This is a genomic window from Mycolicibacterium cosmeticum, from assembly GCF_000613185.1.
Taxonomy (GTDB): domain Bacteria; phylum Actinomycetota; class Actinomycetes; order Mycobacteriales; family Mycobacteriaceae; genus Mycobacterium; species Mycobacterium cosmeticum.
The window spans coordinates 285,545-306,270 of sequence record NZ_CCBB010000001.1 but is presented as its reverse complement, the minus strand read 5'-3'; the positions used below and the strand labels follow the sequence as shown (position 1 = coordinate 306,270).

The following is a 20,726-nucleotide window of genomic DNA, read 5'->3' as shown; positions in this document are numbered from 1 at the left end:
GCCCGTTACCGGCCAATTGACACCCGCGCGTCAGCTTCTTCACAGGGTGATGCATTTCACTCTCACAGCATGAACTCATCAGCCACAAAGACCCGACACAGGTGGACCGCCGCGATCGGCGCCGCCGCCTTCCTGGCCATCGGCCTGCTCAGCGCGGTGTTCACCTCGGACAACACCGCCGCGCCGATGGCGGACAACAAGACGATGCAGATCGGCGTCACCACGACGCTGGAACCGACACCCCCGACGGTGCCCGACGTGGCCCGGGCCGTGCCCGCCATCCGCGGGCCCGCCAAGTAAAGCCTGCTCAGCGGCGGCACAGCGCGCTCATATCGAGGTAGTTCATACCGGCCGTCGAGCCGGTTTCCAGCGCGGCGGCGTTCGCTGGAGACATGAAAATCATCCTCATGTTGATCGGTTGTCTTGCCACAACCGCGTTGCTCATCGGGGCGGTCATGGTTGCCACTACCGGGCCGGCGGACCTGGCATCCGGGCCGTCGGGCGGCGTGGCCACCACCACCTCCCTCGTGCCGACCGTCGAGGCCACCACCATGGCCGTTCCGGCGATCCGCGGCAAGGTCCCGCTGTATCCGGGGGAGGCGCCCAACGCCGATCCACAGGGCTGAACGTCCGCACACCCTGGCTCCCAGGTTTCGCGGAGCGGGTTCACGGCTACCCGTCGGGTACGGGCTTGGTGCCCGCACCGAACAGAAACGTGCACGAGCAGGGGTTCAGCCGTGAATGTATCGAAACTGAAGTTGTTGTCGGCCGGGGTCGGCGGGGGCGCCGTCGTCGCGATGGGCTTGCTCGCCGTCGGCGGCGGCGAAGTGAGTCGTGCCGACCCGCTGCCACCCGGCCCGGTGACCACGACGCCGGTCACCATCGGTGAAACCGTCACGGAGACAACGGCGGTGGAGTCACCGGAACCGACGGTGTACGAGCCGCCGGTCACGTTCACCACACCGTCCGGCTTCGCCGTGCCGCACTAGTGGCCGTCCTACGACGCCCCGATCGTCGTCACGGTCTGGGTGGCGCCGGTGCGGGTGGCGCGGATGCTCACCTTCGCGTTCACTCCGAACGGCACGGCGCTGCCCGCCGCGGTCGGCGGGATCACATAGGTCGCGGTGTAGCCGTCGTCGCTGCGGGCGGTGATCGACGTGGGCGAGACCGCGGTGACCGTGCCGACCTGGACGATGTCGGTCTGGAACCCGCCGTTCCCATCGGGGACCACGAACTCGCCGTGCACGGTGGCCGGGTCGACGGAGCCGTGACCCGATCCGGCACGGATCTGACCCGCGAATGGCCCACCGCCCGGGGGCGGGCCGAAATCGCCAGGACCGAAACCGGGTCCGAAGCCGCCGCCACGGCCGCCTCCGTCGGTGGCGGCGTACACCGCGCCACCGCCGAGGCCGCCGATCAGTGCGGCGACCCCGACCGCCGCGAGGGTCACCCGCTTGCCCCAAGGCCGATGTTGCGTCATGGCGCCCACTGTGACCGAGTTGGCTATGCGCATGCTGTGAATCAGCTCGGCCGTGCCCCGACCCCGCAACATTCATAGCTTGCGCATAGGAACGCCACAGTGCCTCCCTATTCGTTGTTTGAATACTGAACGATGTGACGACGGTGACGAATGGGCTGGCAAACGGGATGACCAACGACTCAGACCCGGCACGCGTGGTGATGCGCAGGGCCGACGGCAAGCCGATCAACGTCCTGGTCGTCGACGACGAGCCGGTGCTCGCCGAATTGGTGTCGATGGCCCTGCGCTACGAGGGCTGGGATATCGAGACCGCCGGGGACGGCGCCAGCGCCATCGAGCTCGCCAAGGAGAACCCGCCCGACGTGGTGGTGCTCGACGTCATGCTGCCGGACATGAGCGGCCTGGACGTCTTGCGCAAACTGCGCGACCAGCAGCCCGGTCTGCCGCTGCTGCTGCTCACGGCCAAGGATTCGGTCGAGGACCGGATCGCCGGCCTGACCGCCGGCGGCGACGACTACGTCACCAAACCGTTCAGCCTGGAAGAGGTGGTGTTGCGGCTGCGGGCACTGCTGCGCCGCACCGGCGTGGCCAACGAGGCCGGCGGTGCCCAGATCGTGGTGGGCGACCTGGTGCTCGACGAGGACAGCCACGAGGTCACCCGGGGCGGCGACCCGATCACCCTGACCGCGACCGAATTCGAGCTGCTGCGCTTCATGATGCGCAATGCCAAGCGGGTGCTGAGCAAGGCGCAGATCCTGGACCGGGTGTGGAGCTACGACTTCGGCGGCCGGTCCAATATCGTCGAACTCTATGTGTCCTACCTGCGCAAGAAAATCGACAGCGGCCGCGAACCGATGATCCACACCCTGCGCGGCGCGGGGTACGTGCTGCGGCCGCCGCGCTGAGGTGAGAAGCCGCGTCCTGGCACCCCGGACCTGGTCGCTGCGGATGCGGCTGCTGGTCACCCAGGTCACGCTGCTGGCGCTGCTGTGCATCGGCATCGGCGCGGCGACCGAGTTCGCACTGCAGCGATTCCTGGTGCACCAACTGGACAGCCAGCTGCTGGAGGCGGGCCGCCGGTCGGCGGCCATCTCGGACCTGCCACCGCCACCACCGGTCCCACCGCCGCCGCCGCCGGACGGCCCACCCCAAGTCGGTGGCCCCGTCGTCTTCCGGTTCGACCCGGAGGCCGGCCCCGGTCCGGGGTTCCTCAACGCGCCGGGCCAGGCGATCCGCACGGTGGGCATGATCATCGGGCACGACGGATCCCTGGACGCCGGGGTGATCACCTCCGAGGGCGCCACCGCCGACATCAGCTCCACCGCCGCGGCGCAGTTGGCGTCGGTGCCCCCGACGCACACCGCCGTCGGCATGCATCTGGACGGTCTCGGTTCCTACCGGGTGCTGGCGCTGCACGCCCATCGCAGCGGCCGGGTCGTGGTGGTCGGCCTGCCGACCACCGTCGTCGACGACACCCTGCTGTGGGTGCTGGCGATGCTGTGCGTCGTGGCCGCCATCGCCCTGGCGGGCGCGATCGTCGCCTGCATCTGGATCATCCGCCGCCAATTGGCGCCGCTGTCAAGGCTTTCCGCCGCCGCCAGGGACGTCGCCGACTTGGAGCTGGATCGGGGCGAGGTCAACCTGCCGACCAACATCGTGGCCGTCGACGCCGACACCGTGCACACCGAGGTGGGCCAGCTCGGCTCCGCGCTGAACCGCATGCTGGATCGCATTGCCGGGGCGCTGTCGGCCCGGCACGCCAGTGAAACCCGGGTGCGCCAGTTCGTCTCGGACGCCAGCCACGAGTTGCGGACACCGCTCGCGGCGATCAGGGGCTATACCGAGCTGGCCCAACGCAAGCGGGACGAACTGCCTGCCGACGTCGCGCACGCGGTGAGCCGGGTCGAATCCGAAGCACAGCGGATGACCACCCTGGTCGAGGACATGCTGCTGCTGGCCCGCCTCGACGAGGGCCGCCCACTGGAACGCACCCAGGTCGACCTGTCCCAACTGGTGGTCGACGCGGTCAGCGACGCGCACGCCACCGGGCCGGGGCACGACTGGTCGCTGGACCTGCCCGAGGAGCCGGTGCTCATCACCGGCGATCACGCCCGGTTGCACCAGGTGCTGGCCAACCTGCTGGCCAACGCGCGCACCCACACCCCGGCCGGAACCTCGGTGGTCACCTCGCTGAGCGTGCTGCCCGGCGGTGACGTGCAGTTGACCGTCGCCGACGACGGTCCCGGCATTCCCGCCAAACTGCAGCCGGAGGTGTTCGAGCGGTTCGCCCGCGGTGACTCGTCGCGGTCGCGCCGGATGGGTAGCACCGGCCTGGGCCTGGCGATCGTGGCGGCCGTGATCCGGGCGCACGGCGGACGGATCGACCTGCACAGCGTTCCCGGCGACACCAAGTTCGTCGTCACCCTCCCCCGAGGAGAGTCACAGCCAACGCACAGCGCCGACAAAACCGCCTCGTAGCGGCCGTTGCCAGGATGGACGCAGTGACCGCCGTACTTCCCGAGCTATCCGCAGCCCCGCCCGCGCCGCCCGCCCGCCGTATCGCGGCGCGCGAGCGGATCGGGCTGGCCGTGCTGCTCGCCGGCACGGCCGTGCTGTACCTGTGGAACCTGTCCATCAGCGGCTGGGCCAACAGCTTCTATTCGGCGGCCGTGCAGGCCGGGGCCGCCGACTGGACCGCGATGCTGTTCGGGTCCAGCGACGCCGCCAACGCCATCACCGTCGACAAGACCCCCGCGGCACTGTGGCTGATGGATATCTCGGTGCGGCTCTTCGGTTTCCACCCGTGGAGCGTGCTGCTGCCACAGGCCCTGGAGGGCATCGCGGCGGTGGGCGTCCTGTACGCCGCGGTGCGCCGGGTCAGCGGCCCGGGGGCGGCGCTGCTGGCCGGGGCCGTCCTGGCGCTGACGCCGGCCGCCGCGCTGATCTTCCGGTTCAACAATCCGGACGCACTGCTGGTGCTGCTGCTGGTGATCGGCGCCTATGGCGTGCAGCGGGCCTGCGAGCCGGGCAGCAGCCGGTGGTGGATGGTGGCCGTCGGCGTGGCCGTCGGATTCGGATTCCTGGCCAAGATGTTGCAGGCGTTCCTGGTGCTGCCCGCCTTCGCCGCGACCTATCTGATCTGCGCCGCGGTACCGCTGCGCGCCCGGCTGTTGCGGCTGGGCGCAGCGACGCTGGCGATGGTGGCCTCCGGCGGGTGGTATCTGCTGTTGGTGGAGCTGTGGCCGGCGGCGTCGCGGCCGTATATCGGTGGGTCGCAACACAACAGCATCGTCGAACTGGCGCTGGGGTACAACGGCCTGGGCCGGCTGACCGGTGACGAGGTCGGCGGCCTGGGCAACATGAACCACGACGTGGGCTGGGGCCGGCTGCTGGGCGCTCAGATGGGCACCCACATCGCGTGGCTGCTGCCCGCCGCACTGATCGCTCTGGTCGCCGGTGTGGTGCTGACCCGGCGCGCCCCGCGTACCGACGCCACCCGCGCCGCCCTGATCCTGTGGGGCGGATGGCTGGTGGTGACGGCCGTGGTGTTCAGCTATGCCAACGGCATCCTGCACCCGTACTACACCGTCGCCCTTGCGCCGGCCATCGGCGCGTGTCTGGCCATCGGGGTAAACCTGTTGTGGCGCAACCGGTCCGATGTTCGGTGTGCGACGGCGCTGGCCGGCATGGTCGCGGTCACCGCCGTGCTGGCCGCGGTGCTGCTCGGCAGGCAGGCCGGGTGGATGCCGTGGCTGCGTGCGGCGGTGCCGGTCGTCGGGATCGGCGCGGCGGTCCTGCTGCTGGCGGCCGGCCGCTTACCGCGGGTCGTGACGGCCGTTGCGGCGCTGCTGGCAACCGCGGCGTGCCTGGCCGGACCGGGTGCCTACGCCGTGGCCACCGCGGCCAATCCGCACAGCGGGGCCATCCCGTCGGTGGGACCGGGACGCGGGTTCTCCGGCGGCCCGTTCGATGCGCCCACCCCGAAGCCCGCCCTGACAGCGTTGTTGAGCGCCAACGCCGCCGACTACACCTGGGTGGCCGCGACGGTCGGCTCCACCAACGCCGCGGGTTATCAGCTGGCCACCGGCGCACCCGTGCTGGCGGTCGGCGGATTCAACGGCACCGACCCGGCGCCGACCCTGGCGGAGTTCCAGAATATGGTGGCGCAGAAACAGATTCACTACTTCATCCACGCCGCGCTGATGGGCAACTGGCGGGGCCAGAACAGCGGCAGCCGGGAGGCCGCCGATATCGCGTCCTGGGTGCAGGGTCACTTCGCCGCGGTGCCGGTGACCGGGGTGACGGTGTACGACCTGACCCGCCCCCTGGATTCATAGGTTTCACATAGCGTGCGCCAACGACCGACACACCGCGGCAGCCAACCATGGATCTCATGACAGACATCGCCTCCGCCGCACGGCCCAACGCCGTACAGACCGCCCGCTCCCACGCCGTGCCGGTGGTCGACGTGGTGGTGCCGGTGTACAACGAACAGGCCGCGCTGGCCAACTCGGTGCACCGGCTGCACCGGCACCTGCGGGAGAACTTCCCGTTCCCGGTGCGCATCACCATCGCCGACAACGCCAGCATCGACGACACGCCGCGGATCGCCGCCGAGCTGGCCGCCGAACTCGACGACGTGCGGGTGGTGCGACTAGAGCAGAAGGGCCGCGGCCGGGCCCTGCACCACGTGTGGTCGTGCTCGGATGCGCCGGTGCTGGCCTACATGGACGTCGACCTGTCCACCGATCTGGCCGCGCTGGCACCGCTGGTGGCCCCGCTCATCTCCGGGCACTCCGACCTCGCGATCGGCACCCGGCTGTCGCGCAACTCCCGGGTGGTGCGCGGCCCCAAGCGCGAGATCATCTCCCGCTGCTACAACCTCATCCTGAAATCCACGCTGGCGGCCGGCTTCTCGGACGCCCAGTGCGGATTCAAGGCCATCCGCGCCGACGTGGCCCGCGAGCTGCTGCCGTACGTCGAGGACACCGGCTGGTTCTTCGACACCGAGCTGCTGGTGCTGGCCGAGCGGACCGGTCTGCGCATCCACGAGGTCCCGGTGGACTGGGTCGACGACCCGGACAGCCGGGTGGACATCATCGCCACCGCCACCGCCGACCTGAAAGGGGTGGGCCGGCTGTTGCGTGGCTTCGCCAACGGTTCCATCCCGATCAACACCATTGCCGCCCAACTGGGTTCGCGGCGGGCGGCGGCACCGCGGTCGTTGCTGCGCCAGGTGGTGCGATTCGGCACCATCGGGGTGGCCTCGACGATCGCCTACCTGCTGCTGTTCATGGCGTTGCACGCGTCCATCGGCGCACAGGCCGCGAACCTGGTGGCGCTGCTGGTGACCGCCGTGGCCAATACCGCCGCCAACCGCCGGTTCACCTTCGGCGTGCGCGGTGGGGCAGGCGCGGCCCGGCATCAGTTCGAGGGCCTGATCGTCTTCGGCATCGCGCTGGCCATCACCAGCGGATCGCTGGCCGGGTTGCATACCTTCGTCCCGCAGCCGCACAAGCTGGTCGAATTGACCGTCCTGGTGCTGGCCAATCTGGTGGCCACCGCCGTCCGCTTCGTCCTGCTGCGCGGCTGGGTGTTCCATCCGCGCCGCGCCGCCTAGACCACTCTGCTATCAAGAGGATTGACATGACTGTGACCGATACCCGGCCGGCCGCCCGGCTGCTGCTGGGCGAGCCCACCCAGGCCCGCTGGGAGCGGCCGGGCCTGCTGGCCCTGCTGGCCGGCACCGCGGTGCTCTACCTGTGGGGCCTGGGCTCGAACGGGTGGGCCAACAGCTACTACGCCGCCGCCGCGCAGGCCGGCACCCAGTCGTGGAAGGCGTTGTTCTTCGGGTCTTTCGACGCCGGCAACGCCATCACCGTCGACAAGCCGCCCGCGGCGATGTGGGTGATGGGCCTGTCGGGCCGGCTGTTCGGCTTCAGCGAATTCACCATGCTGCTGCCCCAAGCCCTGATGGGGGTGGCCGCGGTGGCCGTGCTGTACGCCACGGTGCGGCGGTGCAGCGGGCCGGGCGCCGGGCTGATTGCCGGCGCCGCCCTGGCGCTGACCCCGGTGGCGACGTCGATGTTCCGCTACAACAACCCCGACGCGCTGCTGGTGCTGCTGCTGGTGATCGCCGCGTACTGCACGGTGCGGGCCATCGGCACCGCGTCGGTGGCCAACATGACGAAATGGATGGCGCTGACCGGCGGTGCGGTCGGCTTCGCGTTCCTGACGAAGATGCTGCAGGCGTTCCTGGTGTTGCCCGGCCTCGGGCTGGCATTCCTGATCGCCGGCGGCGCGACGCTGGGCAGGCGAGTGGGTGCGGTCGCCGTCGGTGTGGTGGCGATGGTGTTCTCGGCCGGCTGGTACATCGCCCTGGTAGGGCTGTGGCCCGCCGACGCCCGGCCCTATATCGCCGGCTCCACCGACAACAGCTTGTTACAGCTTGCCCTGGGTTACAACGGCATTCAGCGCATCACCGGTAACAACCAGCCCGGCGGCGGTGGTGGGCACTTCCCGGGCGGTGGTCCCGGCGGGCGGAACGTGTTCTTCGGCGGGGAACCCGGGCTCGGGCGGTTGTTCAACGACTTCATGGGTACCGAGGTGTCCTGGCTGCTGCCTGCCGCGCTGATCGGTCTGGTCGCCACGGTGTGGTTCACCCGGCGCAGCCCGCGCACCGGCAAGGTGCGTGCGCAGCTGATCCTGTGGGCGGGCTGGCTCGTCGTCACCGGTGCGGTGTTCTGCTTCATGGACGGCACCGTGCACCCGTATTACGCGGTGGCCCTGGCTCCCGCGGTGGCTGCGCTGCTGGGCATTTCGGTGGCCGAGCTGTGGGAGGGCCGTCAGTTCCCGGTGCCCCGGCTGGTGCTGGCCGTCATGCTGGCCGGCACCGGGGTGTGGACGTTCGTGCTGCTCGATCGGACCCCGGACTGGTGGCCGGCGGTGCGCTGGATCGTGCTGGTCGGGTCGGTGCTGGTGGCCGTGGTGCTCGCGGTGCGGGTGCACAAGCTGGGCCGGGCCACCGCGGCGGTGGCCACCGCGGCCCTGCTGTTCGGCTTCGCGGGCAGCACCGTGTACTCGATCTCCACGGTGGCCAACGGTCATTCCGGTGGTCCGATGCCGGTTTCGGGTCCGGCCCGCGCCGGCGGCGGCGATTTCGGCCCGCCCGGCGGCTGGGGCAAGGAAAAGGATGAGACCGCATTGCGGGCGCTCATCACCGGGCTCGACAACCGTTGGGCCGCAGCGACGATCGGCTCGATGCAGGCCAGCGGTCTGGAGCTGGCGACCGGTGCCTCGATCATGTCGATCGGTGGTTTCGCCGGCGGCGACAACGCGCCCACCCTGGAGCAGTTCCAGCATTACGTGACCGACGGGCAGGTGCGGTACTTCATCGCCGCCGACCGCGGCCCGGGCGGGCACGGCGGACCCGGGTCGGACAAGGACAGTGCCGGCAGCCAGATCTCGGCATGGGTGGCGCAGCATTACGCCAAGCTCGACGTGGGCGGCACCACGGTCTACGACCTGAGCAAACCCCTCACCTAACCGGCGATTTGTGGAGCGGCACCCGTAATCATTACGGGTGCCGCTCCACAAATCGCAGATTCACGCGCGGGCCAGGGCGGTGAGCGCGGCGGCCGTCCGGTCGCAGAACGCCTCGCGGTCGGCCAGGCCGCGGGTCATGGCCCGGACCACGGTGGTGGCGACCAGGAAGTCGAACACGGTGTCGGCGCGTTCGGCGTCGCCGCCGAGCAGCTCCGCCATCAGGGCGCGGACATCGGCCTCGGCGCGCAGCACCAGCCGTTTGTAGATCGACTCGTCGCGGTGGTACGCGGTCAGCAGGCCGGGCAGTGCGGCGCGGGTGACGGGGTTGGCCAGCCAGTCCAGGAACAGCGCCACCCAGGTGCGCAGATCGGTGTACACGTCACCGGTGGCGGCGGGTAGGGGCGCCGGGCTGGGGTGGCCGAATGCGGCATCCTCGACCAGCGCCTCCTTGGTGGGCCAGCGGCGGTACAGCGTCGGGGCACCGACGCCGGCCCGTTTGGCGATGGCCACCATGGTGGTGCCCTGGTAGCCGGCTTCGACCAGGAGTTCGCGGGTGGCCCGCAGCACGGCGGCATCCTTGGCCGGGTCGCGTGGGCGGCCCGCTGTGCTCGTCATGTCCAAAACCTAGCCGTTTCCCGGTTCATCTATTACGTTATGGCCAATAACGTAATTAGGCCCGGGAGGGACCACCGATGCTCACCCCGCACGACGAACTGCTCTGCCATCAACTGCCCACGACGTTCGACCACGTCTCGCAATCGGACCTGCGCTGGACCGAGCGCATCGTCATGTACGGGTTCGACCGCTCGGGCGAAATCAACGTGATGACCGGCCTGGCGCGCTATCCCAACCGCAACGTCACCGACGCCTACGCCATGATCACCCGCCGCGACGGGCAGGCCCGGGTGGTCCGGATGTCCACCGAACTGAATCCCCAAACCGGCGCTCTGGGAACGTATTCCGTCGGGCCATTCACCTATTCGGTGCAGGAGCCGCTGCGCACGGTGCGCGCCCAACTGGCCCCGAACGAGCAGGGCGTCGCCCTGGACCTGCGGTTGCGCGGACGGTTCCCGGCCTATGAGCAGACCGCCGCGTTCCATCGCAGCCGCGGCCGGGTCAGCGAGGACGCCCGGCGCTTCTACCAGAACGGTGAGCTGGAGGGCTGGATCGAGATCGACGGCGAGCGCATCGAGATCGACCCGCGGCGGTGGTGGTTCGGCCGCGACCACTCCTGGGGCATCCGCAACGGACCCGGCGGCGGCAGCCTGTCCGAAGGTGCGCATCTACAACCGCAGGAGGTCCCGGACGGCACCCTCTACTACATGGGAATCTTCGAATTCGAGGACGAGTTGGTGCATTTCGCGCAGCGGGAGACCAGCACGGGGCAGCGGTGGCAATTCGAGGGAGAGATCCTGCACCCTCTGCACACCGAGCGTCCGGCCGCAGCCATCATCGACGTCGAACATGATCTGAAGTTCCGCGACGACCTACGGGTGATCAGCGGTGGCACCTTCACCGTGCATCGCGGCGACCGGACCACCAGCACCATCGAGGTCAGCCCGATCACCGACTTCTGGCCCGGGCTGGCCGGCTATATGGAGGTCGGGGGATACGCGTCCGGGCACTGGCGCGGAAAGGAATTCCTGGACGGCTTCACCGCCGACACCACCGATCTCGACGTCGTCAGGCCGGTGAGCTTCCTGTCCGAGACGCTGTGCGAGGTCCGGATGGCCGGCGAAGGCGAGGCCCCGAAAATCGGACATGGACTGGTCGAGATGGTGTTCGTCGGAGCCTACCCGCGGTACGGATACACCGGATGGTGAGAACACCCGCCGGCGAGCTGCCCGCGGCACTCGAAGCCATTGTCCGTCAACGTATCCCGGGCGCCGGTTCAGCGCGCGTCGTCAACTGGGCGCCCAGCTCCACCGGATTCTCCACCGAGACTTTCCTTTTCGACATCACCGGGCTCGACGACGGCGGCACCCTCGGCCTGGTGTTCCGACGGCCGCCGGAATTCCCGATCCTGCCCGACTACGACCTGCGCCGCCAGTACCTGGTCATGCAGCGGCTGGTGTCCTCGCCGGTGCCGGTCCCGTCGGTGCGCTGGATCGATCCCGGCGGCGACGCCCTGGGCACGCCGTACCTGGTGATGGACCGCATCGACGGCGTGGTCGGTGTCAGTGACGTGCCGGCCTATCACGGCGCGGGCATCTTCGCCGACACCGACGACCGCGGCCGTGCCGCCTTGTGGAACGGCTGCGTCGACATGATCGCGGCCGTGCACCGCGTCGACCCACACGCCCACCGACTCGACTTCCTCGGCCCGTCCACACCCGAGGCGCTGACCACGTTCCTGCGCTCCGCCCTGAAATGGGCCTACGGCGGCGCCGCGCTGCACCCGACGTTCGTCCGCGCGCTGAGCTGGCTGGAGGCACACCGCTACGAGCCGGAGCGGGTGGGGTTGTGCTGGGGTGACGCCCGCATGTCGAATGTGCTGTACCGGCCCGATTTCACGCCCAGGGCCGTACTGGACTGGGAGATCGCCCATCTCGGTGATCAGGCCGCCGACATCAGTTGGTTACTGATGACAGATTGGGTCAGCAGCCCGCTGCCCGGCCACGCGCCGGCGCCGGGCACGCCCAGCCGGGAGGAGACGATCGACCGCTACGAGCGGGCGGTCGGGCACCGGGTCGGCAACCTCGCCTTCACCGATGTGACGGCGCCGCTGCTGCTGGCGGTCCCACTGGTCCGGCTGAACGCGCGCATCCCGGGAGTGGACCTGGCCGACGTCTGCGCGCAGCGAATCGACTTGGTCATGAACAGCTGAACTCACTACCTTTCCGGTGTGGCCGCACCCGAGAATCCGCCGTTTCCCCGGAATGTGGCGCTGTTGGTGGCCGGCGCGTTCTTCATGGAGATCCTGGACGCCAGCATCCTGACCCCGGCGATCCCCGCCATCGCCGGGCAGTTCGGTGTCGAGGCCGTGGACGTCAACGTGGCGATCACGGCGTATCTGGTGACCGTGGCGGTGCTGATCCCCGCCAGTGGCTGGATGGCCGACCGGTTCGGCATCCGGCGCGTGTTCATCGCCGCCATCGCGGTGTTCACCCTGGCCTCGGTGGGATGTGCGCTGAGCGTGTCGTTGCCCATGCTGGTCGGAATGCGGATCGCCCAGGGGATCGGCGGCGCCATGATGGTGCCCGTCGGGAGGTTGGCGGTGTTGCGCTTCAGCGGCAAGGCCGATCTGGTGCGGGCGATCGCCGTGCTGACCTGGCCGGCACTCGCGGCGCCGGTGCTGGCTCCGGTGCTCGGCGGCGCCATCGCGACCGTCGGCAGCTGGCGCTGGATCTTCCTGGTCAACATTCCGCTGGGCATCATCGGTTTCCTGCTGGCGCTCAAGCTGATTCGGGGCGGACCGGCGCAAGAGCGGACACCGCTGGACTGGCCCGGCATCGTTGCGCTGGGCGGTGGCATCGCCGCCGCACTGATCGCGCTGGAACACATCCGGGTCACGGGCACCGACTGGCTGTTGGTCGGCGCCTGCGGGGCCGGCGCGGTGGTGTTGCTGGCGGCGGCGCTCTGGCATCTGCTGCGTACCGCAACGCCATTGGTCAAGCTGCGGGTGCTACGGGTGCGCACGCTGCGCATCACGGTGTCGGCCGGCTCGCTGTACCGCCTGGTGATCACCGCCGTGCCGTTTCTGTTGCCGCTGCAGTTCCAGCTGCAGTTCGGCTGGACACCGTTCGCGGCGGGGCTCATGGTCGCCGCCCTGTTCGCCGGCAACCTCACCATCAAACCGATCACCACACCGCTGATGCGCCGATTCGGGATCCGCACCGTGCTGCTGGTCAACGGGGTGGCCTCGGTGGCGTGTTTCGGTCTGCTGGCCGCGCTGCGGCCCGGGGTGCCGGTGGCACTGATCGCCGTGGTGCTCTATCTGAGTGGGGCGCTGCGCTCCATCGGATTCACCGCCTACAACAGCCTGGCGTTCTCCGATGTGGACGGCGACGAGCTCACCCACGCCAACACCCTCAACGCCTCGGTGCAGGAACTGGCCGCGGGTCTGGGTATCGCGCTGGCCGCGTTGTTGTTGAGCCTGCTGTCGTCGTACCCGCCGGTGTTCCTGGTGCTGGGCGCGCTGATGGCGGTGACGCTGGTGGAGACGCTGCGTCTGCCAGGGGACGCCGGGGCGCAGGTCAGCGGCGCCGGCACGCGAGGTCGGTGATCAGCGCGCCCGCGCGGTCGCGGCCACACCGGTGACCAGTCGCGCGTGGCGCACGAGTAGGTCGTAGACCTGCTCGGCGCCGGCCTCGTTCGAGAGCACCTCGATGCCGTAGCCGTCCTCGAGGGCGACGAAGCCGCGGGCGAGGAATGCGGCGTCGTCGACCAGATCGAACTCGCCGCTCGCGGCGCCGTCCGCCAGGATCTGCCGATACAGCTCCGCCTGGTCGGCGACGAACCGGCGCTGCCGCTGGTTCGCGCTCTCGTTGCGGAACGTCACGGGCAGCAGCTCGTAGAGCAGTCGGCTGGTCATCTCGGCATCGCCGGGAAACGGCACCCCCGACCGGATGCAGGCCTGCAGCCGGGCCCAGGCACCATGTGCCGCGTCGACGCTCTCGCGGCGGTGCTCGATGTAGGTCCGGGTGCCGCGCTCGAACACGGCGGCCAGGAGTTCGCCCAGATCCGGGTAGTAGTACAGCACCGAGGCGGGGGTCAGGCCGGCCTCGGCGGCGACGTCCCGCAGCCGCGCATGGGCCGCGCCCCGACTGATCACCGCCTGCGCCGCCGCCTCGACGAGCTGGGCGCGCCGCGCGGCCTGGTCGCGAGGTCGGGGCATGGCTCCATCGTGGCATGCGCCCAGCGTCCCCTCGTTGACCGTCGGCCCATTTGTTATCTAAAGTTTGTTTAACGAATACCGTGACCGGCACCACGAAAGGGTCTCGCATGGCAGCACCGCTTCCCATAGCGCTCGTGCAGGCGCCCGCCCTGCCCACGCGCGACCTCGACAGGTTTGCCGCCGAGGTACGCGCGCTCATCGCGCAGCGGCCCGGCCTGCGCCTGGTCGTCTTCCCCGAGCTGCACCTCGACACCCCGGCCGTCGAGCCCGGTGCCCCGGCCGTGGACCCGCGCGTGCTGGCCGAGCCGATCGACGGCCCGCGCGGCGCCGCGCTGGCGGCCCTGGCCGGCGAGCTCGGGATCTGGCTGGTCCCCGGCAGCGTCTATGAGCTCGGCGACGACGGCCTCGTCTACAACACGGCGCCGGTGTACTCGCCGGCGGGCGAGCGCGTCGCGGCGTACCGAAAGATCGCCCCGTGGCGGCCGTATGAGACGGTGACGCCGGGGGCCGACTTCGTGGTCTTCGACATCCCCGAGCACGGCCGCGTCGGGCTGACCATCTGCTACGACGCCTGGTTCCCCGAGATTGCCCGCCAGCTCGCCTGGCTCGGCGCCGACCTGATCCTCAACGTGGTGCAGACGCCGACCGTGGACCGTGAGCAGGAGGTGGTGCTGGCCCGGGCCAACGCGATCGTCAACCAGGTCTTCGTCGCCAGCGTCAACGCGGCCGGCCCGACCGGCATCGGTCGCAGCCTTCTCGTCGATCCCGAAGGCCGTGTCCGCAACCAGGTGCCCGGCGCCGAGATGGCCGTGCTGACCGACGTCCTCGACCTGGCCGAGGCCGCCCGCGTGCGCCGGTACGGCACCGCCGGCCTCAACCGGCTGTGGGAGCAGTTCCGGCCCGGCGACAGCCCGGTCGAGCTGCCGCTCTACGGAGGAAAGATCGACCCGCAGACCTGGGGTGCGGGCCGGGGCACCGTCGCGCCACAGTATTGACACTGTTGCGCACCGGCGATTAGATTCCCGGTCATGTCTGCAATCTTGGTCATCTCTACCAACTTTATGGAGATGCGATGAGTGCCCCGGCCGAGCTGGACCCGGCCGCCGCGCGCTACGAGCTGAGCCACCTGCGCGCCCTGGAGGCCGAGGCCATCCACATCATCCGCGAGGTGGCCGCCGAGTTCGAACGGCCCGTGCTGCTGTTCTCCGGTGGCAAGGACTCGATCGTCATGCTGCATCTGGCCATCAAGGCCTTTGCCCCGGGCCGGCTGCCGTTCCCGGTCATGCACGTCGACACCGGGCACAACTTCGACGAGGTGTTGCAGGCGCGCGACGAACTGGTCGCCGAGCACGGGGTGCGCCTGGTAGTCGCCAAGGTGCAGGACGATATCGACGCCGGGCGGGTGGTGGAGACCATCCCGTCGCGCAACCCGATGCAGACGTTCACCCTGTTGCGCGCCATCCGGGAGAACAAGTTCGACGCCGCCTTCGGGGGCGCCCGCCGGGACGAGGAGAAGGCCCGCGCCAAGGAGCGGGTGTTCAGCTTCCGTGACGAGTTCGGCCAGTGGGACCCGAAGAACCAGCGTCCGGAACTGTGGAACCTGTACAACGGCCGGCACCGCAAGGGCGAGCACATCCGGGTTTTCCCGCTGTCGAACTGGACCGAATTCGACATCTGGTCCTATATCGGCGCCGAGAAGATCAAGCTGCCGTCCATCTACTACGCGCATCAGCGTCAGGTGTTCGAGCGCGACGGCATGCTGCTGGCCGTGCACAAGTACATGCAGCCGCGTAAGGACGAACCGGTCATCGAGAAGACCGTCCGGTTCCGCACCGTCGGCGACGTCACGTGCACCGGCTGCGTGGAATCGTTGGCGGGCACCGTCTCCGAGGTGATCGCCGAGACCGCGGTGTCGCGGCTCACCGAGCGCGGTGCGACCCGCGCCGACGACCGGATCTCCGAGGCCGGTATGGAAGACCGCAAGCGGGAAGGGTACTTCTGATGAGCGCTCGCGCGAAGAAAAGAGAGCACAGCTGATGGCAACGCTGCTTCGCATCGCCACTGCCGGCTCCGTCGACGACGGCAAGTCCACGCTCATCGGACGGCTGCTGTATGACAGCAAGGCCGTCATGGAGGACCAGCTGGCCGCCGTCGAGCGCACCTCCAAGGAACGCGGAAACGACTACACCGACCTGGCATTGGTCACCGACGGGCTGCGCGCCGAGCGCGAGCAGGGCATCACCATCGACGTGGCCTACCGCTATTTCGCCACGGCCAAGCGGAAATTCATCATCGCCGACACCCCGGGGCATGTGCAGTACACCCGCAACATGGTGACCGGCACCTCCACCGCGCAGCTGGCGATCGTGCTCGTCGACGCCCGGCACGGTCTGCTGGAGCAGTCCCGCCGGCACGCCTTCCTGGCCTCGCTGCTGGGCATCCAGCACATCGTGCTGGCCATCAACAAGATGGACCTGGTGGACTGGGACCAGAAGCGTTTCGAGGCGATCCGCGACGAATTCCACGAATTCGCCGCACGTCTGGACGTGCACGACGTCACCACCATCCCGCTGTCGGCGCTCAACGGCGACAACGTCGTCACCAAATCGGCCGTCTCGCCGTGGTACGAGGGCCCCGCGCTGCTGAGTCACCTGGAAGAGGTGTACATCGCCGGCGACCGCAACCTGGTCGACGTGCGCTTCCCGGTGCAGTACGTGATCCGGCCGCAGACCCGCGAGCACGCCGATCACCGCAGCTATGCGGGCACCGTGGCCAGCGGGGTGATGCGACCGGGCGACGAGGTGGTGGTCCTGCCGGCCGGCAAGACCAGCGCGATCACCGCGATCGACGGCCCGAACGGCCCTGTCACCGAGGCGTTTCCGCCGATGGCCGTGTCCATCAGCCTGGCCGACGACATCGACATCTCGCGCGGTGACATGATCGCCCGGGCCAACAACCAGCCGCACACCACCAGCGAGTTCGACGCCACGGTGTGCTGGATGGCCGACGGCTCGGCCCTCGAACCGGGCCGGGACTACCTGATCAAGCACACCACCCGGACCACCCGTGCGCGGGTGACGGCGTTGGACTACCGGCTCGACGTCAACACCCTGCACCGCGACAAGAGCGCGACGGCACTCAAGCTCAACGAACTCGGCCGGGTCACGCTGCGCACGCAAACCCCGCTGTTGCTCGACGAGTACACCCGCAACTCGGCGACCGGGTCGTTCATCCTCATCGACCCGGACACCAACGGCACCGTCGCCGCCGGCATGGTGCGCGACACCGAGCCCGCCGCGACTCGCACGGCCAGCCCGAACGCGGTACGTCACCAGAATCTGGTGACCGCCGCCGACCGGCTGTCGAAGGGCTCCACGGTGTGGTTCACCGGGCTGTCCGGTTCCGGAAAGTCTTCGGTGGCAATGCTTGTCGAGCAGAAGTTGCTGGCCGCCGGTCGGCCCGCCTATGTGCTCGACGGTGACAACCTGCGCCACGGCCTGAACGCCGATCTCGGCTTCTCGATGGACGACCGGGCGGAGAACCTGCGCCGGCTGGCCCATATCGCGACGCTGCTGGCCGACTCCGGGCAGATCGTGCTGGTGCCCGCCATCAGCCCGCTGGAGGAACACCGCGAGCTGGCGCGCCGGGTGCACGCCGATCGCGGGTTCGATTTCTTCGAGGTGTTCTGCGATACCCCGCTAGAGGATTGCGAACGCCGCGACCCGAAGGGGCTCTACGCTAAAGCTCGCCGTGGTGAAATCACCCACTTCACCGGTATCGACAGCCCCTACCAGCGGCCGAAGAACCCGGATCTGCGGCTGACGCCCGATCAGTCCGCCGACGAACTGGCGCAACGGGTGATCGACCTGTTAGGTACTCGGGAATGAGTGATCACGAGTTGGCGGCCCGGCTGGCCACCGAGGCCGGTGAGCTGCTGCTCGGTGTGCGCGACGAATTGGCCGATGCCGACGCGGCGGCGCGGAAAGCCGCGGGGGACAAGCGGTCCCACGACTTCCTGATGGCCGCCCTGGCCCAGCACCGGCCCGCCGATGCGGTCCTGTCCGAGGAAGGTGCCGACGATAAGGTGCGGCTGCGCGCCGACCGGGTCTGGATCGTCGACCCGCTGGACGGGACCCGCGAGTTCTCCGAACTCGGCCGTGCCGACTGGGCCGTGCATGTCGCACTGTGGCAGGCGGGGGAGTTGGTCGCCGGTGCGGTGGCGCTGCCCGCCCAGGGCGTCACACTGGCCACGCCCACGGTGCCCGCCCCGCCCGCCGCCCCCGCGACCCCGCGGATCGTGGTGTCGCGCACCCGCCCGCCCGCGGTGGCGCTGGCGGTGCGTGACGCCCTCGGTGGCACGCTGGTCGAAATGGGTTCGGCCGGAGCCAAAGTCGCATCGGTGGTGCAGGGCGTCTCGGACGTGTACGTGCACGCGGGCGGGCAGTACGAGTGGGATTCCGCGGCACCGGTCGCGGTGGCCCGCGCCGCCGGGTTGCACACCTCGCGGATCGACGGTTCGCCACTGGTCTACAACCAGGACAACGTGTTGTTGCCCGACTTGGTGGTGTGTCGCCCGGAACTGGCGCAGGCGGTGCTGGCCGTCACCGCCGCCTGACGTCGCCGCTCTGAGCGACCTGCTGGGGTCACTTGCCAAACGCGATATCACCGGTGATATCGCATTATTGACGTGATCCACGGGTCCCTAGTCCATCCCGTTGGCCAGCGTGATCGATTCTCCGGAACGGCATTTCACCCGGTCGGTCACCAGGTAGAGGACGGTGTCGGCCACGTCCTGCGGATCGAGCAGACCCGGGCGCGGTCGGCCCTTGGCGAACACCTCTTCGGCGTCGGCCCGGCCGGGATTGTCCAGGTCGGGCCGGATCATCCGGTAGATCTCGTCGTGCTGGATCATCTGCGTGTCCACCCCGGCGGGCAGCACGGCGTTGACCACGATGCCGTGCTGGGCCACCTCGTAGGCCAGTGATTTCACCAGGGCCACCACTCCCGCCTTGGCGGCGGCGTAGTGGCCGGCGTTGCGTGCGCCGGTCGTCGCGACGATCGACGACGTGGCCACCAGATGGCCCGTGCCGCGGTCGACGAGATGTCCCACCGTGGCCCGGAACGTGTTGAACACACCGGTCAGGTTGACGTCGATCATCGTGCGCCACCGCTGTTCGGACATGGTGGCGACCGGGTCGCCGGTGGCGATGCCGGCGTTGGCGATCACCACGTCGAGCCGGCCGAACACCTCGACCGCCCGGTCGGCCAGATTCTGCAACGCGGCAAGGTCTCGCACGTCTGCCGTTGCGGTCAGGCACCTGCGCCCGAGCCGCTCGACCGCCGCCGTCGTCGCCGCTAGATCGTCCGGAGTCGCGGCCGGATAGGCGACGTCCTCGACAGGCGCCGCGATATCGCACAGCACGATATCGGCACCCGCCGCGGCCAGGGTGGTGGCGTGCGCGCGGCCCTGTCCGCGCGCGCCGCCGGTGATCAACGCGACCTTGCCGTCGAGTGGTTCCATGTCCGAACAGACTGCCAGGACCGGCGGAACTCATCGACCTCTGACTAGGCTGCATGGGGTGACTCGACCCACCCTGCGTGAACTCGCCAGCCTGCCCGCGACCCCGGCTCCGCTCACGGAGTCCACCCTGGTCCTGATCGACTGCCAGAACACCTATACCCAGGGTGTGATGGAGCTTGACGGAGTGCAGGCCGCGCTGGACGAAACGGCGCTGCTGCTGGAGCGCGCGAGGACGGCGGGCATTCCGGTGATCCACATCCAGCACGATGACGGACCCGGGTCGCTGTACGACATCACCGGCGAGTCGGGCGCCATCGCAGCTCAGGTCGCCCCGCGCGGTGGTGAACCGGTGATCGTGAAGAACTATCCGAATTCCTTCGTGGAGACCGATTTGGAGGCCGAACTGAAGACCGTCGGCGCCTCGAACCTCATCCTGGCCGGGTTCATGACGCACATGTGTGTGAACTCCACTGCGCGTGGCGCGTTCAATCTCGCGTTCGCGCCGACGGTGGTGGCCGCAGCCACCGCGACCCGGGCGCTGCCGGGTCCCGACGGGCCGGTGGCCGCGGCGACGGTCCAGGCCGCCAGCCTGGCCGCGCTGTCGGACCTGTTCGCCGTGGTGGTGCCGGGGGCGGCTGATATCCCATGACGGAATCGGTCAGGCCCTCGACCAGCGTCACCCGCTTGCGGGAAAAGCAGGACACCTCCCGCGAGGTGCTGGACCAATTGCTGGACAGCACCCCGCTGGCCACCGTGGCGCTGGTGCGCGACGGGCATCCGGTGGCGTTCCCGATCGGATTCGCCAGGCTGGCAGACGAATTGGTGATCCACGGGTCGACCGGATCACCCTGGCTGCGGGCCTTGTCGGAGGGTGCCCCGGCCGCGGTGTCGGTGACCACGCTGGACGGGGTGGTGGTGGCGCGCAGCAGTTTCGAGTCGTCGTTCCGCTACCGCTCGGCGGTGCTGTTCGGCAGCTTCGAGCCGGTTCCCGAGGACCGCAAGGCCGCCTACCTGAACGCGCTCACCGACACCTTCATCCCCGGCCGGGTCGCCGAACTGCGGCCCAGCACCCGCAAGGAACTGGTGGCCAGCATGGCGCTGCGGATGCCGATCGGCGCGGACAACTGGTCGCTCAAGGTGAGCGCCGGCTGGCCCGAGGACGCCGAATCGGACATCGAGGCGGGTGGCTGGGCCGGCGTGGTTCCGATGGTGCTCAGCTATGGGACGCCGCAGCCGGCACCCGATTGCGACCCCGCCATCCCGGTGCCCGACTCGGTGCGGGGGATGACCGGGACGGTGCGCAACGTGGCGCCGCCCGTGAGCTGAGCGGCGGGCCTGGCAGA

General features: G+C 69.4%; 22 protein-coding genes. 17 read left to right on the top strand and 5 right to left on the bottom strand.

Going from position 1 to position 20,726, the window contains the following annotated elements; translation table 11 throughout:
* The first annotated feature begins 69 nt into the window (after positions 1 to 69).
* The gene (locus tag BN977_RS01545; protein WP_024453634.1) at positions 70 to 300 is read left to right on the top strand and encodes a hypothetical protein; all 231 of its coding nucleotides are present in this window, start codon (positions 70 to 72) and stop codon (positions 298 to 300) included.
* 7 nt (positions 301 to 307) lie between these two features.
* On the opposite strand, the gene BN977_RS32765 is transcribed toward BN977_RS01545, so the two are convergent.
* The gene (locus BN977_RS32765; protein WP_165576277.1) at positions 308 to 457 is read right to left on the bottom strand and encodes a hypothetical protein; all 150 of its coding nucleotides are present in this window, start codon (positions 455 to 457) and stop codon (positions 308 to 310) included.
* On the opposite strand from BN977_RS32765, the gene BN977_RS32760 reads away from it, so the two are divergent.
* The gene (locus BN977_RS32760; protein ID WP_165576276.1) at positions 456 to 626 is read left to right on the top strand and encodes a hypothetical protein; all 171 of its coding nucleotides are present in this window, start codon (positions 456 to 458) and stop codon (positions 624 to 626) included. The two genes, BN977_RS32765 and BN977_RS32760, sit on opposite strands and share 2 nt — an antisense overlap.
* Positions 627 to 737: 111 nt before the next feature.
* Positions 738 to 989, top strand: a complete 252-nt coding sequence (locus BN977_RS01535) for a hypothetical protein (RefSeq protein ID WP_036395925.1) — start codon at positions 738 to 740, stop codon at positions 987 to 989.
* A gap of 8 nt (positions 990 to 997) precedes the next feature.
* Here the strand turns inward: BN977_RS01535 and BN977_RS01530 are convergent, their stop codons facing one another.
* The gene (locus tag BN977_RS01530; protein ID WP_036395923.1) at positions 998 to 1,480 is read right to left on the bottom strand and encodes a hypothetical protein; all 483 of its coding nucleotides are present in this window, start codon (positions 1,478 to 1,480) and stop codon (positions 998 to 1,000) included.
* Positions 1,481 to 1,680: 200 nt separating this feature from the next.
* Between BN977_RS01530 and BN977_RS01525 the strand changes: the two genes are divergently transcribed.
* From BN977_RS01525 to BN977_RS01505, 5 genes are read left to right on the top strand one after another with little or no spacing between them, the layout of a single operon-like run.
* Entirely contained in the window at positions 1,681 to 2,385 is a 705-nt protein-coding gene (locus BN977_RS01525; RefSeq protein WP_046872813.1) for a response regulator transcription factor, read from the top strand.
* A gap of 43 nt (positions 2,386 to 2,428) precedes the next feature.
* Positions 2,429 to 3,958: a sensor histidine kinase gene (locus BN977_RS01520; RefSeq protein WP_084172370.1), complete on the top strand. Its 1,530-nt coding sequence runs from the start codon at positions 2,429 to 2,431 to the stop codon at positions 3,956 to 3,958.
* 14 nt (positions 3,959 to 3,972) lie between these two features.
* Complete coding sequence (locus BN977_RS01515; RefSeq protein WP_036395916.1) at positions 3,973 to 5,817, top strand: mannosyltransferase YkcB-related protein; 1,845 nt, start codon at positions 3,973 to 3,975, stop codon at positions 5,815 to 5,817.
* Positions 5,818 to 5,873: 56 nt separating this feature from the next.
* On the top strand, positions 5,874 to 7,100 hold the full coding sequence (locus BN977_RS01510; protein WP_191262682.1) for a bifunctional glycosyltransferase family 2/GtrA family protein: 1,227 nt from the start codon (positions 5,874 to 5,876) through the stop codon (positions 7,098 to 7,100).
* Positions 7,101 to 7,126: 26 nt separating this feature from the next.
* On the top strand, positions 7,127 to 9,025 hold the full coding sequence (locus BN977_RS01505; protein ID WP_036395912.1) for an ArnT family glycosyltransferase: 1,899 nt from the start codon (positions 7,127 to 7,129) through the stop codon (positions 9,023 to 9,025).
* 60 nt (positions 9,026 to 9,085) lie between these two features.
* On the opposite strand, the gene BN977_RS01500 is transcribed toward BN977_RS01505, so the two are convergent.
* On the bottom strand, positions 9,086 to 9,640 hold the full coding sequence (locus BN977_RS01500) for a TetR/AcrR family transcriptional regulator (protein ID WP_024450677.1): 555 nt from the start codon (positions 9,638 to 9,640) through the stop codon (positions 9,086 to 9,088).
* 77 nt (positions 9,641 to 9,717) lie between these two features.
* On the opposite strand from BN977_RS01500, the gene BN977_RS01495 reads away from it, so the two are divergent.
* Genes BN977_RS01495 through BN977_RS01485 form a run of 3 tightly spaced genes read left to right on the top strand, consistent with a single transcriptional unit; the run spans position 9,718 to position 13,250 of the window.
* A complete protein-coding gene (locus BN977_RS01495; protein WP_036395910.1) occupies positions 9,718 to 10,848 on the top strand; it encodes an Rv3169 family protein in 1,131 nt (376 codons plus the stop codon).
* Entirely contained in the window at positions 10,842 to 11,852 is a 1,011-nt protein-coding gene (locus BN977_RS01490) for a phosphotransferase family protein (RefSeq protein ID WP_024450679.1), read from the top strand. Before BN977_RS01495 ends, BN977_RS01490 begins: the two co-directional genes overlap by 7 nt.
* Positions 11,853 to 11,906: 54 nt before the next feature.
* On the top strand, positions 11,907 to 13,250 hold the full coding sequence (locus BN977_RS01485) for an MFS transporter (RefSeq protein WP_024450680.1): 1,344 nt from the start codon (positions 11,907 to 11,909) through the stop codon (positions 13,248 to 13,250).
* Here the strand turns inward: BN977_RS01485 and BN977_RS01480 are convergent, their stop codons facing one another.
* Complete coding sequence (locus BN977_RS01480; protein ID WP_036395907.1) at positions 13,251 to 13,862, bottom strand: TetR/AcrR family transcriptional regulator; 612 nt, start codon at positions 13,860 to 13,862, stop codon at positions 13,251 to 13,253.
* Between the two features lie 107 nt (positions 13,863 to 13,969).
* Between BN977_RS01480 and BN977_RS01475 the strand changes: the two genes are divergently transcribed.
* The 4 genes from BN977_RS01475 (at position 13,970) to BN977_RS01460 (ending at position 18,477) form a co-directional block, all read left to right on the top strand.
* Positions 13,970 to 14,857, top strand: a complete 888-nt coding sequence (locus tag BN977_RS01475; RefSeq protein WP_036395904.1) for a carbon-nitrogen hydrolase family protein — start codon at positions 13,970 to 13,972, stop codon at positions 14,855 to 14,857.
* Positions 14,858 to 14,934: 77 nt separating this feature from the next.
* Complete coding sequence (gene cysD / locus BN977_RS01470) at positions 14,935 to 15,864, top strand: sulfate adenylyltransferase subunit CysD (RefSeq protein ID WP_036395901.1); 930 nt, start codon at positions 14,935 to 14,937, stop codon at positions 15,862 to 15,864.
* The gene (gene cysN, locus BN977_RS01465; protein WP_084172369.1) at positions 15,794 to 17,749 is read left to right on the top strand and encodes a sulfate adenylyltransferase subunit CysN; all 1,956 of its coding nucleotides are present in this window, start codon (positions 15,794 to 15,796) and stop codon (positions 17,747 to 17,749) included. The genes cysD and cysN overlap by 71 nt, the downstream gene beginning before the upstream one ends.
* Complete coding sequence (locus tag BN977_RS01460) at positions 17,746 to 18,477, top strand: 3'(2'),5'-bisphosphate nucleotidase CysQ (RefSeq protein WP_024450685.1); 732 nt, start codon at positions 17,746 to 17,748, stop codon at positions 18,475 to 18,477. Before cysN ends, BN977_RS01460 begins: the two co-directional genes overlap by 4 nt.
* Before the next feature lie 87 nt (positions 18,478 to 18,564).
* Here BN977_RS01460 and BN977_RS01455 read toward each other — a convergent pair whose 3' ends face one another.
* Positions 18,565 to 19,383: a mycofactocin-coupled SDR family oxidoreductase gene (locus BN977_RS01455; protein ID WP_036395899.1), complete on the bottom strand. Its 819-nt coding sequence runs from the start codon at positions 19,381 to 19,383 to the stop codon at positions 18,565 to 18,567.
* 58 nt (positions 19,384 to 19,441) lie between these two features.
* Between BN977_RS01455 and BN977_RS01450 the strand changes: the two genes are divergently transcribed.
* On the top strand, positions 19,442 to 20,032 hold the full coding sequence (locus tag BN977_RS01450) for a cysteine hydrolase family protein (protein WP_036395897.1): 591 nt from the start codon (positions 19,442 to 19,444) through the stop codon (positions 20,030 to 20,032).
* Positions 20,029 to 20,709, top strand: coding sequence for a pyridoxamine 5'-phosphate oxidase family protein (locus BN977_RS01445; protein ID WP_036395895.1), 681 nt, complete (start codon positions 20,029 to 20,031; stop codon positions 20,707 to 20,709). The genes BN977_RS01450 and BN977_RS01445 overlap by 4 nt, the downstream gene beginning before the upstream one ends.
* The last annotated feature ends 17 nt before the right edge of the window (positions 20,710 to 20,726 follow it).

What these genes read in the sequence shown, in the direction of transcription:
- BN977_RS01545 (WP_024453634.1), top strand. Translation starts at nt 70, where the DNA reads ATGAACTCATCAGCCACAAAGACCCGACACAGGTGGACCGCCGCGATC.
- BN977_RS32760 (WP_165576276.1), top strand. Translation starts at nt 456, where the DNA reads ATGGTTGCCACTACCGGGCCGGCGGACCTGGCATCCGGGCCGTCGGGC.
- BN977_RS32765 (WP_165576277.1), bottom strand. Translation starts at nt 457, where the DNA reads ATGACCGCCCCGATGAGCAACGCGGTTGTGGCAAGACAACCGATCAAC.
- BN977_RS01530 (WP_036395923.1), bottom strand. Translation starts at nt 1,480, where the DNA reads ATGACGCAACATCGGCCTTGGGGCAAGCGGGTGACCCTCGCGGCGGTC.
- BN977_RS01525 (WP_046872813.1), top strand. Translation starts at nt 1,681, where the DNA reads ATGCGCAGGGCCGACGGCAAGCCGATCAACGTCCTGGTCGTCGACGAC.
- BN977_RS01520 (WP_084172370.1), top strand. Translation starts at nt 2,429, where the DNA reads ATGCGGCTGCTGGTCACCCAGGTCACGCTGCTGGCGCTGCTGTGCATC.
- BN977_RS01515 (WP_036395916.1), top strand. Translation starts at nt 3,973, where the DNA reads ATGGACGCAGTGACCGCCGTACTTCCCGAGCTATCCGCAGCCCCGCCC.
- BN977_RS01510 (WP_191262682.1), top strand. Translation starts at nt 5,874, where the DNA reads ATGACAGACATCGCCTCCGCCGCACGGCCCAACGCCGTACAGACCGCC.
- BN977_RS01505 (WP_036395912.1), top strand. Translation starts at nt 7,127, where the DNA reads ATGACTGTGACCGATACCCGGCCGGCCGCCCGGCTGCTGCTGGGCGAG.
- BN977_RS01500 (WP_024450677.1), bottom strand. Translation starts at nt 9,640, where the DNA reads ATGACGAGCACAGCGGGCCGCCCACGCGACCCGGCCAAGGATGCCGCC.
- BN977_RS01495 (WP_036395910.1), top strand. Translation starts at nt 9,718, where the DNA reads ATGCTCACCCCGCACGACGAACTGCTCTGCCATCAACTGCCCACGACG.
- BN977_RS01490 (WP_024450679.1), top strand. Translation starts at nt 10,842, where the DNA reads ATGGTGAGAACACCCGCCGGCGAGCTGCCCGCGGCACTCGAAGCCATT.
- BN977_RS01480 (WP_036395907.1), bottom strand. Translation starts at nt 13,862, where the DNA reads ATGCCCCGACCTCGCGACCAGGCCGCGCGGCGCGCCCAGCTCGTCGAG.
- BN977_RS01475 (WP_036395904.1), top strand. Translation starts at nt 13,970, where the DNA reads ATGGCAGCACCGCTTCCCATAGCGCTCGTGCAGGCGCCCGCCCTGCCC.
- cysD (WP_036395901.1), top strand. Translation starts at nt 14,935, where the DNA reads ATGAGTGCCCCGGCCGAGCTGGACCCGGCCGCCGCGCGCTACGAGCTG.
- BN977_RS01460 (WP_024450685.1), top strand. Translation starts at nt 17,746, where the DNA reads ATGAGTGATCACGAGTTGGCGGCCCGGCTGGCCACCGAGGCCGGTGAG.
- BN977_RS01455 (WP_036395899.1), bottom strand. Translation starts at nt 19,383, where the DNA reads ATGGAACCACTCGACGGCAAGGTCGCGTTGATCACCGGCGGCGCGCGC.
- BN977_RS01445 (WP_036395895.1), top strand. Translation starts at nt 20,029, where the DNA reads ATGACGGAATCGGTCAGGCCCTCGACCAGCGTCACCCGCTTGCGGGAA.